Origin of the sequence: Flavobacterium alvei, from assembly GCF_002920895.1 — a bacterium.
Taxonomy (GTDB): Bacteria; Bacteroidota; Bacteroidia; order Flavobacteriales; family Flavobacteriaceae; genus Flavobacterium; species Flavobacterium alvei.
On sequence record NZ_PQVG01000005.1, the window covers coordinates 264,312 to 277,198 of the forward strand.

Consider the following 12,887-nt stretch of genomic DNA (forward strand, 5'->3'; position numbering starts at 1 on the left):
TCGTTAAAACAATTTTATTGAGCAGGCGCATAAGCACCTGTTTGCAACCAAGTGATCCAGGCTTTTTTAAATTGAGCATAAGTCAAAGGTGGAACAGTTCTTCCTTCGCCCGGATTCCATCCAGCTTTTACTAAACCATCATCTGCATGGGCAATAAGCATTTTTATGTCTTTATGTCCGTTAAGTTCTGGGTTAAGCAATTGCTTGGCCAACTCGTGAGCCGTTTTCCCTTCAAACACCATTTTCATGTCGGCGGATGGTAAATGCCAATTTGGATTTCCCGGAGGTGCATTCAATCCCGGACTATTTGATTGCTGATGACAATTTGCACATTTCATTGCATACAAACCCTTTCCATCTTTTCCTCTTTTAGGCTGCATACTATGAATAACACTATTGTCTCCCTGAAGCGGAATATCGCCTTTTGGATGACAATTAACACAGCGCGGACTCATAAGTACTTTATAAACCTGTTTGAAAGCCTCCACAGAGGCTATACTGTCATTTTTTAACGGACTAATGCTTATGTAATCCTTTTCTGTTGGCCGATGTAGCGAAACAGAGAATGCTAATCCAAAGGCAGAAATGAATGTTAGACCCACCAATATAAATTTAGTTTTTGTCGACATGGTCGTGTGTGTGTTTTGAGAATTTAAATTTTATTATTTTCTTCCATTAATGGCTATAACCACATAGTGGTATATCAATTCCCTGCCTGATTTTGTGCTGGGTAATCGTTGTTTTCAGATAATCCTTCAATAATTTGAATAAAAATATGAAAAGGATAATTAGGCAATAAAATGTGCTTTTCTTTTGAGTAAACTAATCAATTCTCAAAGCTGACCTGCAAATGGCAACCTGCGAAGTCGCTTACCAGTAGCAGCAAAAATAGCATTACCCAAGGCAGCAGCTATAGGTGGCAAAGCTGGCTCACCCAAGCCTGTTGGGGCTTCATCAGATTCTACAAATTTCACTTCAATGTCCAAAGGAGCATCATACATGCGGAGAAAGTTGTAAGTATTGAAATTGGTTTCTTGTACAGCTCCATCGACAAAAGTAACTTTTGGAAACATGGCGTGGTTGATACCATCTACAATAGCACCCTGAATTTGATTTTCGGCACCACTTAGGTTGATAACCCTACCGCAATAAACTGCACAATATACTTTTGTGACTCTTGGTTTTCCATCTTCCAATTTTACTTCAACCACTTGGGCGGCATACGATCCAAAAGAAAACCATGTGGCAAAGCCTCTATAAACCCCATCAGGCGTTGTACCCCAATTGCTCATTTTAGCCACCAGTTCTACCACAGCCTTATACTTGGTTGGGTCATAACCTACTCGTCCTACTGGTGCGTCTTTTGCTTTTTTGAAGAAATCCAAACGAAATGCCACAGGGTCTTTTTTTAATTCCAGGCATATTTCGTCAAAAAAACTTTCAGCTACATAAGCCATTGTACAAGCACCTGGAGCACGCCACCAACCCGTAGGAGTGTTGCTATTAAATCCTTGACTATCTGAACGATAATTTACCATAGCGCCTGCCACATAACTATCACCCCTAATACCACGGCCAATCCCTACGGCCGACTGATGCCATGCCAAAAGTTCGTTTGCCGTAAGTGCTGCTCGATAACGGTACATTTCGGCTGGTCGATAGAAATCATTTTGCATATCATCTTCACGAGTCCACTGAACCTGAACAGGGCTTTGGGCGGCTGCTGAAACCAAAGCGGCTTCTACACCATTATCTGTCATAAGCTTGCGACCAAAACCGCCACCTTGCCTTGGCACTCCTACTGTGATATTATCTTTGTTGATACCTAATTTTTCAGCTACATCATTCCTTAATTGGTCTGGAACTTGGGTCGGCCCATACAATTCTACTTTTCCATCTCTCACATCAGCAAAAAAATTGAGTGGTTCCATTTGGCAATGTGAAAGGGTAGGTATTTCATAATATACATCAAGTACTTTTGTTGCTTTTTGTTTTGCAATTTCTACATCTCCATCATTTCTGCCTACGGTGGTTGGTCCCTTTTCTAAAATTTCTTTAAAACCAGCAAAATGGTCTGATGAATTCTCCAGTTTTCCGGTAGTGTTCCATTGAATAACCAAAGCATCACGTCCTTTTTTTGCTGCCCAAGTAGATGTAGCTAAAACAGCTACCGAATTTTTGAGTTTAATGACATTTTTAACGCCATTTACTTTCCGAGCCTTAGTATCATCTACATTGCCCAATGTTTTTCCATAAGCTGGGGAGCGAGCTATCATGGCAAACAACATTCCTTTTCTACGGGTATCTATCCCAAAGAGGGGCTTGCCAGTAACTATACTGTGAACATCAACATCGGTAATTCGTGTGCCTATGTATTTAAAATCTTTTGGGTCTTTTAAAGTGGGATTGGCTGGTATTTGCATTGTGACTGCTTTTGAAGCTAATTCTCCATAGCTCAATTTTTTTTCAGAACTTTTATGAATAACCATTCCATCATCGGCGATACAATCTGCTGCTGACACACTCCATATTTGGGCAGCAGCATTTACAAACATTTCACGAGCAGCTGCACCCATTTTACGTAAATCTGCATATCGCCCTCTAATAGCGCCGCTACCACCTGCTGTCTGCCTTCCATACCTATTGTCCAAAGGCGCCAACTCTACTTCTATTTTCTTCCAATCTACACCCAATTCTTCGGCAATTATAATTGGAAGTGAAGTTTTTACTCCTTGTCCGATTTCTGGGTTAGGAGCCATCAACACAATCTTGCCGTCAGGTTTTATCTTGATATAAATATTGGGCATATAATCAGCTAAAGCGGTAGAAGCATCATTTGTCTCAAAGCTGGGAAATACCAAACCGAAAAGTATTCCACCACCTGTTAGGGCGGAAACTTTTAAAAAATTTCTACGAGAATTCATAAAATCCATAACTATTTAGTATTTAATTTTTTAGCTGCTAAATGAATAGCTTTGCGAATCCTTACTTGTGTACCACAACGGCAGATATTTGTCATTGCCTCGTCTATTTGCTGATCAGTAGGGTCTGGAGTGCTTTTAAGCAAAGTAGAAGCAGCCATTAATTGTCCCGATTGACAATAGCCACATTGCGAAACATCTAGTTCTTCCCAAGCCTTTTGAAGTGGGTGATCGCCATCTTCACTAAGTCCTTCTATGGTAACAACTTTTCTTTTACCTACTGCAGAAACGGGTAAAACACAAGAACGTAAAGCCTCACCATCGAGATCTACGGTACATGCGCCACATTGTGCCACACCACATCCGAATTTAGTGCCTACCAAATTTAGATTATCTCGGAGAACCCATAATAAAGGGGTATCGTCATCAGCTTCCACCGACATTATTTTACCGTTGATAGAAAGAGAGTATTTTGCCATATTGTACTATTTTAAAAATTTATTTTTTATTGATAATAAAAAAAACATTGCTAAAATTAACCAATTATTATCATTTTACCTCATTATTCGCAAATTAATAAATTTGCAGAAATAACATTACATTACAATAATCAAAAAAGGTGCAAGAACTAAATCTTGCACCTTTTTTATTTTAAGGATATACTATTTTTATCTCGAATAATTCGGGGCTTCTTTGGTAATCGTAACATTATGTGGATGACTTTCGGTAATTCCGCTAGAAGTAATACGAACAAAGCGTCCAGTATCTTGTAAAGTAGCAATATCTTTAGAGCCGCAATATCCCATTCCAGCACGAAGACCGCCAATGAATTGTTGCATACTTTCGTTCAATTCACCTTTATAAGGCACTCGGCCTACGATTCCTTCTGGAACTAATTTCTTAACATCATCCTCAACGTCCTGAAAATAACGGTCTTTAGATCCTTCTTGCATCGCCTCAACAGAACCCATTCCTCGGTAAGACTTGAATTTTCTTCCTTCGAAAATGATGGTTTCTCCTGGAGATTCCATTGTTCCTGCTAAAAGTGAACCCAACATTACGCAATCAGCACCGGCAGCAATCGCTTTAGGAATATCTCCAGTGTAACGAATTCCACCATCAGCAATAACTGGAACTCCTGTTCCTTTTATAGCAGCAGCTACTTCAAGAACAGCAGAAAATTGTGGAAAACCAACACCAGCAACGATTCTTGTAGTACAAATAGAACCAGGTCCAATTCCTACTTTCACACCATCGGCACCATTTTCTACTAAATATTTAGCAGCTTCGGCAGTAGCGATATTTCCAACAATTACATCTAATTCTGGGAATTTGGCTTTCACGGCCTTCAATACATCTACCACACCTTTTGTATGTCCGTGAGCAGTATCGATAATTACGGCATCCACTCCTGCGTTTACTAAAGCTGTAGCTCTTTCGACAGCATCGGCAGTAACACCCAAAGCGGCTGCTACTCTCAAACGACCAAATTTATCTTTATTGGCGTTAGGTTTTTGAGTTAATTTAGTAATATCTCTAAACGTGATTAAACCAACCAACTCATTTTTAGCATTTATTACAGGAAGTTTTTCAATTTTATACCCTTGCAAAACTACTTCAGCTTCTTGAAGTGAAGTTCCTTCGGCAACAGTTACCAAGTTTTCACTGGTCATTATTTCGATGATAGGTCTTGCGTTATTTTTTTCGAAACGCAAATCTCTATTGGTTACAATTCCTTTTAGGATTCTATTCTCATCAACAATTGGAATACCACCAATACCATATTCTTTCATAGCTGCTTTAGCATCAGCAACATTAGATGTCAAAGGCAAAGTAACAGGATCGATAATCATTCCCGATTCGGCACGTTTTACTTTACGAACTTTAGTAGCTTGTTGTTCGATAGTCATATTCTTGTGCAAAACTCCAATTCCTCCTTCTTGTGCCATAGCAATTGCCATATCACTTTCCGTAACGGTATCCATAGCTGCAGATACAATTGGAACATTAAGCGTAATATTTCTAGAAAATTTTGATTTAATACTTACTTCGCGAGGAAGTACATTAGAGTAATTTGGAACCAGCAATACATCATCGTAAGTTAAACCTTCACCGACAATTTTTGAATTATGTGCTATCATTGCAATTTGAAGTTGTAGTTAAATTGCGTGCAAATATAGACAATCTTAAGGAAACAAACATCATTCATTTGCTATAAATGTTGTAAATTGCAGTACAATACTATTTTTAAGCCTATTTTGAATATTTTCTTTTATAAATCTTAAAAAGATTTTTGAAAAACACACCATGGCACCATCAAACTATTCATTAAGAGGACTTTCTGACGCAGAAGTTACTCAATCCCGAGAAAAAAACGGTTTCAATTCATTAGACCATCAGGTTAAAAACCATTTTATCACTTCTCTAATCGAAATGATTAAAGAACCTATGTTTTTGCTGCTTTTGGTCGCCACGAGTATTTATTTTATAATGGGTGATTTTGCCGATGGAATTTTTATGACCGTTGCTATTATTTTGGTTTCAACCATTTCACTGTATCAAGAATCGAAAAGCAGAAATGCCATTGAAGAACTAAAAAAATTAACCCAACCCAAAAGTAAAGTCATCAGAAACGGAGAAATCATCGAAATTCCAAGTGAAGAAATTGTCTTGGGCGATTGCATTCAAACCGAAGAAGGTACTTTTATTCCTGCTGATGGTTTTATCATTTATTCGAATGATTTTTCGGTAAATGAATCCATTCTTACAGGTGAATCTTTGGCTGTTTTTAAAAATGAAAAAGCCGAAATGAATACCGTTTTTCAAGGAACGATTGTATCCAGTGGTTTGGCAATTTGCAAAGTTACTGCCATTGGCAATCAAACTCAACTGGGAAAAATCGGCAAAAGCCTTGAATCAATCTCTGAAGAAAAAACGCCATTGCAACTACAAATCGCAAATTTTGTAAAGAAAATGTCAATTATTGGCTTAGTAATTTTCGGCATTGTTTGGGCAATAAATTTCTATAATTCTAGAGTTCTTTTAGACAGTTTACTAAAAGCTCTTACTCTAGCGATGAGCATAATTCCAGAGGAAATTCCAGTTGCATTTTCGACTTTTATGGCTTTGGGAGCTTGGAGATTAATGAAAATGGGAATCATAGTAAAACACACCAAAACAGTTGAAACCCTTGGAAGTGCCACAGTAATTTGCACCGATAAAACAGGAACTATAACTGAAAACAAAATGAGTTTGGCTCAATTATACCTCTTTTCAACCAATCAATTAATAACAACAAAAGAACACTATAACGAAGCCGAACAAGAACTAATAAGTCTGTCGATGTGGGCTAGCGAACCAATTCCGTTTGATGGGATGGAAATAGCGCTACACGAAAGTTATTCAAAATCGACACTAAATGACGAAAGACCTCATTATAAATTAATACACGAATATCCTTTGAGTGGCAAGCCGCCAATGATGACTCATATTTTTGAAAATAAAACGGGAAATAGAATTATTGCAGCCAAAGGAGCTACAGAAGCATTGATAGCCTGCTCTAACCTTTCGAAAGACCAAATACAAAGAATCAATGAAGCAAATGAAGCGATGTCGAAGGAAGGTTTTAGAGTGTTAGCAGTTGGTGTTTCTCTCTATTCAGGCAAAGAATTTCCAAAAACGCAACAGGAATTTGCATTCGAATTTAAAGGATTGGTTGCTTTTTACGATCCTCCAAAAGCCAACATCAAAAAAGTTTTCGACACTTTTTATAAAGCTGGAATTCAGGTGAAAATTGTCACCGGTGACAATGCTACAACTACTTCAACTATTGCCAAACAAATTGGATTTAAAAATCCCGAAAACACACTAAATGGCGATGAATTAATGACAATTAACGAAGCTTCTTTGAAGGAAAAAGTTATGGAAACTACGATTTTTACCAGGATGTTTCCCGAAGCCAAACTAAAAATCATTCAAGCATTAAAAGAAAATAATCAAATTGTAGCCATGACCGGCGATGGTGTAAACGACGGTCCAGCCTTAAAATCAGCTCATATTGGGATTGCTATGGGTAAAAAAGGTACTGAAATTGCCAAACAAGCCGCCAATCTCATCTTGATTGATGATGATTTGTCAAAAATGACTGACGCTATTGCAATGGGTCGAAAAATCTACATTAACCTTAAAAAAGCCATACAATACATCATTTCTATTCACATTCCTATTGTACTGATTGTGTTCATCCCATTGGTTTTAGGATGGATTTATCCCAATATTTTCTCGCCAGTACACATTATTTTTCTGGAAATAATTATGGGGCCAACTTGTTCTATAATTTATGAAAATGAACCAATGGAATCTAATTTGATGCTTGAAAAACCACGTCCGCTAACCAATACATTTTTTAATCTAAAGGAAATAACGATTAGTATTATTCAAGGACTTGCAATCACTTTGGGACTTTTATTTGTCTATCAACACTGTGTTCAAGAAAATGCTTCAGAAAGCGTGACTAGAACTTTTGTTTTTCTGACTTTAATTGCTTCGAATGTATTCTTAACATTAGCCAATCGCTCCTTTTATTATTCGATATTTACAACCATTCGATACAAAAACAACTTGGTTTTAGTAATCATTGGAGCTACAATTAGTATTACAAGTTTATTGTTGGTAGTCCCATTTTTTTCTGAATTCTTTATGTTTGAAGCGCTATCAATTGGGCAAATAGGCTTGAGTATTTTGGTTGGATTTGTATCGGTAATGTGGTTAGAAATCTATAAAATATTCAAGCGTAGCATTCGAGAATAATCAAGATTTAATCGAATGTATTTTTATCAGGAAAAATAATATTCAATCCCATTTGAAATCCCAAACTACGTGCTTTGCTAATGTCTTTGTATTCTAAAAGATTGTCGGCAAGGATATAAAAATTGACTTTCCCGATGGTTGTTGACAATCCTAAGCCAATATTTTTGGCTGAAAATGAATCAACCGTATAAGTAGCTTTCATTTCTAATGACTCGAAAATTTGTCTTCTATAATAAGCAGTCAAAGCCATAAGAGGCGTTCTAGGCGTTGTCATAGCAAACAATTGGGCTCCAACAGAATTGGCATACTTAATTTTATTTCCACCTGAACAATTGCAATCCGAACTTCTACCATCTCCAAAAGAATATTGAATCGAAGAATTGAATTTCAGCGGTCGCCAAGTAGTATACTTAGTATGCAAAGTATCTAATGGAATGGCGTCATTAAATTCATCTAAGATATCATTTGAATTGCCAAGCACAAAATCTGGAGTTAAACCTACGTAATTATAATATCCTTTATAGCGATAACTTTCGATTTCTTTAGTGTGTTTTATAAAACCAATATCTATTAAACTTGCCGTAAATTGAAGATTTTCTTTGGGATAATAAGTAAATCCTAAATCTAAACCCAAACCTAGATTTCCTCCCAGCAGCGTTTTTTTCATAATATCACTTTGAGCATTTCCTGAATAATTTTCGAGATAATTGGTCAAACCTGAAGTGTTTACTAATCCATTAGCTGAGATAACCTGGTCGTAAACATTATTTGTTCCTTGAATGGTATAAAAATAGCCTGAATTTTTAGTAGAAGATACATTAAAAATACTGGAATATATCTTTCCGCGAACGCCTAAAATTAAATTCTCGTTTACTTTTTTATGATAACCCAGATGAAAAACCGAAAGTAATTCGCCTCTTGCATTCAAATCGCCCATGTCAAAAACTTTACCCAAATAATCTTTGTTTCCGTCTAAGGCTAGAATAGCATAATCTTTGGGCATATAAGTCAAAACGTCCATTTCTTGATACATTCCGAAGGAGAAATAAGAGCTCTCCTGCCAATCACCCAATTTAAAACCACCACTAAAAACTTCTAGTTGCTCATTCAAAGTAACCTTATCATTCCTTGAAGTTGAAAACACAACATTTCTTAACTTGGTATTAAAATCAACTCCATTATTAGCAAACAAATCATAAACTGAAAAACTGCTTGAACCCACATTTGCAGAAAATCCAGACAACAAAGGAATACCAACAAACCAATTGTAATTCACATCCGAACCCGGATTTGTCAACATAGATTGAGGCACAGAAGTAAAATTATATAAAAGTTGCTTGTTTTGCGAAAAACAACTCATAGAAATTAATATAATAAATAAGCTGATTTTTCTCATTGCCCCAAAAAGTAAATTGTAGCACTTGAACGCATTTTCAAATTCCCCACACTAGCATCAGTAAGCGGCGTTCCAGGTAACATCGTAATAACAAATGCCACTTTTTTAGTCTTTATTAATATGTCTAGTTTGGTGTTCTCAAATATTTCTGTCTTTGATATTACAATTGGCGAACCACTATTAGCAGGTACAAAAAACGGGATAGTATAAAGCTTACTATTATTATCATCAAGCAAATAAAAGTTAACATTATAAGCTCTATTTATAGTGTTATTAAATTCAAAAAACAGATCAACTCTACTTAAATTTTTAGAAAAATCAACATCGCTAAAAACATCAAAATCCATCACATCTCCAACCAGAGATTGCTCTACTCCACCAACAACAAATTGATTAGCCTTAATATCAAAAGCAGCCAAATTTGCTACTGCAATGGGTTCTAATTTCAAATCATTAACTTGCTCAAAATCTAAATCGCTTGAACAGGATAAGAAAAAAACAGATAAGAAAGTTATTCTTAAAAATTTATTCATAATAGTAATGTATTTGTAAATTACATTTTCAACAAAAATATTCATTTTTTATTATTTTCAATGATAGGTCTTGAATATTTTTGTAGCTTCATTATAAGCACTTTCAAAGCTCATAGCGCTTAAATTGGTGTTGGCTTTTTTGGAATTACAATAAGACAACAATTTCTCAGTAGGCATATTACCCGTTAAAACATCTCTTGCCATCGGGCAACCTCCAAAACCTTGGATAGCACCGTCAAAACGACGGCAACCCGAATTATAAGCAGCATCCATTTTTTCAAACCATTTGTCGGGCGTGGTGTGCAAATGAGCTCCAAATTCAATAGTCGTATATTTCGGGATTAAATGTGAAAATAAATATTGGATGGCTTCTGGTGTTGAGCTGCCAACAGTATCGGAAAGCGAAAGAATTTTTACCCCCATAGTAGCTAACTTTTCAGTCCATTCACTTACGATTTCCAAATTCCATGGATCGCCATAAGGATTACCAAATCCCATCGAAAGATAGGCAACAACTTCTTTATTGGTCTTATCCGCAATATCTAAAATTTCTTCTAAGGTTACTAATGATTCAGCAATGGTTTTGTGTGTATTCCGCATTTGAAAATTCTCTGAAATCGAGAATGGAAACCCCAAATATTGAATTGGTTGGTGCTGAGAAGCGGTAATTGCTCCTTGAGTATTGGCAATGATGGCCAATAATTTACTTTCTGTTTGGGATAAATCTAATCGTGCCAAAACCTCGGCAGTATCTTGCATTTGCGGAATGGCTTTGGGCGAAACAAAACTTCCAAAATCTATGGTATCAAAACCCACTCGGAGCAACGATTGAATGTAAGCCACTTTTCGATCCGTAGGAATAAATGCTTTTATGCCTTGCATAGCATCTCTTGGACATTCGATGATTTTTATTGTTTCCATAGAAATCCAAAGATAAGGCAAAATCAGATTTCAGGAAATCGTTTTTCATTAATTTTTTGAATGCTACAATAATCTCAATTTTCAGAATAGAAGCATTATATTTTCATAAAAAAAGCCCCGAACTAATCGGGGCTTTCTATATATTAACTAATTGCAAATATTACAATTTAGCTACATGTTTCGTTAATTTTGATTTCAAATTAGAAGCTTTGTTATCGTGAATGATATTCTTTTTAGCTAATTTATCGATCATAGAAATAACACTAGACAATTTAGATGCAGCATCTGCTTTGTCAGTAGATAATCTTAATGCTTTGATTGCATTACGAGTAGTCTTGTGTTGATATCTGTTTAATACTCTTTTTTTCTCGTTGCTTCTAATTCTTTTTAAAGCTGACTTGTGATTTGCCATTTTTTCTTAATTTTTAATTGTTATAAACTATCAGTTAAAAAAGAAAAACCTCCCACAATTGATTTCTCAATCACTTCAGTTTTAACTAATAAAATTAAAATAAGAGACACTTATCTTTATTTTATAAAACTTATTTACAACTAATTGTAGTCCGTGGGGGAATCGAACCCCCCTTACCAGGATGAAAACCTGGCGTCCTAACCGATAGACGAACGGACCATTGCCTTCCCAGGCGGTATTAATTTATACTCCAAAAGAGTTTTGTAGTCCGTGGGGGAATCGAACCCCCCTTACCAGGATGAAAACCTGGCGTCCTAACCGATAGACGAACGGACCTACTTTGTTATTGCGGATGCAAAAATACAACTATTTTCTGTTCGCACAATAGTTGATGTATATTTTTTTATATTTTTTTAATAAGCCTTAGCAAACAAGACTCTTCCAGATGACGCATTACCAGTAAACACGCATCTTCCCGACTCTTCTACTCTATCCAAAGGGATACATCTTATGGTTGCTTTTGTCAATTCTTTAATCTTTTCTTCGGTCTCTGCCGTACCATCCCAATGTGCTGATACAAAGCCTCCTTCTCCATTCAAAACTGTTTTAAACTCTTCAAAGCAATTTACTTCTGTAATATGAGTATTTCTATAATCTAATGCTTTTTGGAATAAATCTTTTTGAATTTGAGCTAACAAATCGCTAATATAAGTCACGACTCCCTCTTTTGAAACTACTTCTTTAGTCAAAATATCCCTTCTAGCTACTTCAAAAGTTCCGTTTTCGAGATCTTTTGGCCCTACTGCAATTCGAACTGGCACCCCTTTTAATTCCCATTCGGCAAATTTGAATCCAGGTTTTTGGGTTGTTCTATTGTCATATTTAACAGATATATTCAATTTTTTGAATGCTTTCACTAAAACATCCACTTCATTTGAAATCGCTTCTAATTGTTCGTCATTTTTATAAATAGGAACAATCACCACTTGTATTGGCGCTAAACTAGGAGGCAAAATCAATCCTTTGTCATCAGAATGCGTCATTACTAAGGCTCCCATCAATCGGGTTGAAACTCCCCAAGAAGTTCCCCAAACATGTTCTTGTTTTCCTTCGGCGTTAGCAAACTTCACATCAAAGGCTTTGGCAAAATTTTGCCCTAAAAAGTGCGAAGTTCCAGCTTGCAATGCTTTACCGTCTTGCATTAAAGCTTCTATGCAATACGTTTCTTCGGCACCTGCAAAACGTTCTGTTTCGGTTTTCAAGCCTTTTATTACAGGAATTGCCATGAAATTCTCGGCAAAATCTGCATATACATTCATCATTTTTTCAGATTCTTCAAGAGCTTCGGCTTTTGTAGCGTGAGCTGTATGACCTTCTTGCCACAAAAACTCTGCTGTTCTAAGAAACAATCTTGTTCTCATTTCCCATCGTACCACATTTGCCCATTGGTTTATTAATAAAGGCAAGTCTCTATAAGACTGAATCCATCCTTTATAGGTTGACCAAATTATAGCTTCACTTGTAGGACGAACGATTAATTCCTCTTCTAATTTTGCATTAGGATCAACAATCAACTTGCCTGAATTCTCAGGATCATTTTTTAATCTATAATGAGTCACGATGGCACATTCTTTTGCAAAACCTTCGGCATTTTTCTCTTCTGCTTCAAACATACTTTTAGGAACAAACAAAGGAAAATAGGCATTTTGATGGCCCGTTTCTTTGAACATTCGATCCAATTCTGCTTGCATTTTTTCCCAAATGGCATAGCCGTAAGGCTTGATAACCATACATCCTCTAACTCCTGAATTTTCGGCTAAATCGGCTTTTACAACTAGCTCGTTATACCATTTTGAATAATCTTCTTCTCGTGTTGTAAGGTTCTTGCTCATATT

10 protein-coding genes and 2 tRNA genes are annotated in these 12,887 nt (G+C 36.3%); 1 reads left to right on the top strand and 11 read right to left on the bottom strand.

Annotated elements, in window-relative coordinates:
• Positions 1-14: 14 nt before the first annotated feature.
• From C3L50_RS10585 to guaB, 4 genes are all read right to left on the bottom strand, one after another.
• On the bottom strand, positions 15-602 hold the full coding sequence (locus C3L50_RS10585; protein ID WP_243400371.1) for a hypothetical protein: 588 nt from the start codon (positions 600-602) through the stop codon (positions 15-17).
• 231 nt (positions 603-833) lie between these two features.
• Positions 834-2,924, bottom strand: coding sequence for a xanthine dehydrogenase family protein molybdopterin-binding subunit (locus C3L50_RS10590; RefSeq protein ID WP_207764323.1), 2,091 nt, complete (start codon positions 2,922-2,924; stop codon positions 834-836).
• A gap of 11 nt (positions 2,925-2,935) precedes the next feature.
• A complete protein-coding gene (locus tag C3L50_RS10595) occupies positions 2,936-3,400 on the bottom strand; it encodes a (2Fe-2S)-binding protein (RefSeq protein ID WP_103806143.1) in 465 nt (154 codons plus the stop codon).
• A 189-nt stretch (positions 3,401-3,589) separates the two neighbouring features.
• Positions 3,590-5,062: an IMP dehydrogenase gene (guaB, locus tag C3L50_RS10600; protein ID WP_103806144.1), complete on the bottom strand. Its 1,473-nt coding sequence runs from the start codon at positions 5,060-5,062 to the stop codon at positions 3,590-3,592.
• A gap of 166 nt (positions 5,063-5,228) precedes the next feature.
• Here guaB and C3L50_RS10605 point away from each other — a divergent pair, with 166 nt between their 5' ends.
• On the top strand, positions 5,229-7,730 hold the full coding sequence (locus tag C3L50_RS10605) for a cation-translocating P-type ATPase (RefSeq protein ID WP_103806145.1): 2,502 nt from the start codon (positions 5,229-5,231) through the stop codon (positions 7,728-7,730).
• Between the two features lie 7 nt (positions 7,731-7,737).
• Here the strand turns inward: C3L50_RS10605 and C3L50_RS10610 are convergent, their stop codons facing one another.
• The 7 genes from C3L50_RS10610 to proS all read right to left on the bottom strand — a co-directional run bounded on the left by C3L50_RS10610 (position 7,738) and on the right by proS (position 12,884).
• Positions 7,738-9,126 (bottom strand): DUF5723 family protein, encoded by a 1,389-nt coding sequence (locus tag C3L50_RS10610; RefSeq protein ID WP_103806146.1) that lies wholly within the window; start codon positions 9,124-9,126, stop codon positions 7,738-7,740.
• A complete protein-coding gene (locus C3L50_RS10615) occupies positions 9,123-9,704 on the bottom strand; it encodes a hypothetical protein (RefSeq protein WP_243400372.1) in 582 nt (193 codons plus the stop codon). Before C3L50_RS10615 ends, C3L50_RS10610 begins: the two co-directional genes overlap by 4 nt.
• A 12-nt stretch (positions 9,705-9,716) precedes the next feature.
• Positions 9,717-10,580, bottom strand: coding sequence for a hydroxymethylglutaryl-CoA lyase (locus tag C3L50_RS10620; protein ID WP_103806147.1), 864 nt, complete (start codon positions 10,578-10,580; stop codon positions 9,717-9,719).
• A 160-nt stretch (positions 10,581-10,740) separates the two neighbouring features.
• Positions 10,741-10,992 (bottom strand): 30S ribosomal protein S20, encoded by a 252-nt coding sequence (rpsT, locus tag C3L50_RS10625; protein ID WP_103806148.1) that lies wholly within the window; start codon positions 10,990-10,992, stop codon positions 10,741-10,743.
• Between the two features lie 147 nt (positions 10,993-11,139).
• A tRNA-Glu gene (locus tag C3L50_RS10630) sits at positions 11,140-11,211 on the bottom strand.
• A 45-nt stretch (positions 11,212-11,256) separates the two neighbouring features.
• Positions 11,257-11,328 (bottom strand) — tRNA-Glu (locus C3L50_RS10635).
• Positions 11,329-11,405: 77 nt separating this feature from the next.
• Complete coding sequence (gene proS, locus C3L50_RS10640; RefSeq protein WP_103806149.1) at positions 11,406-12,884, bottom strand: proline--tRNA ligase; 1,479 nt, start codon at positions 12,882-12,884, stop codon at positions 11,406-11,408.
• Between the last annotated feature and the right edge of the window lie 3 nt (positions 12,885-12,887).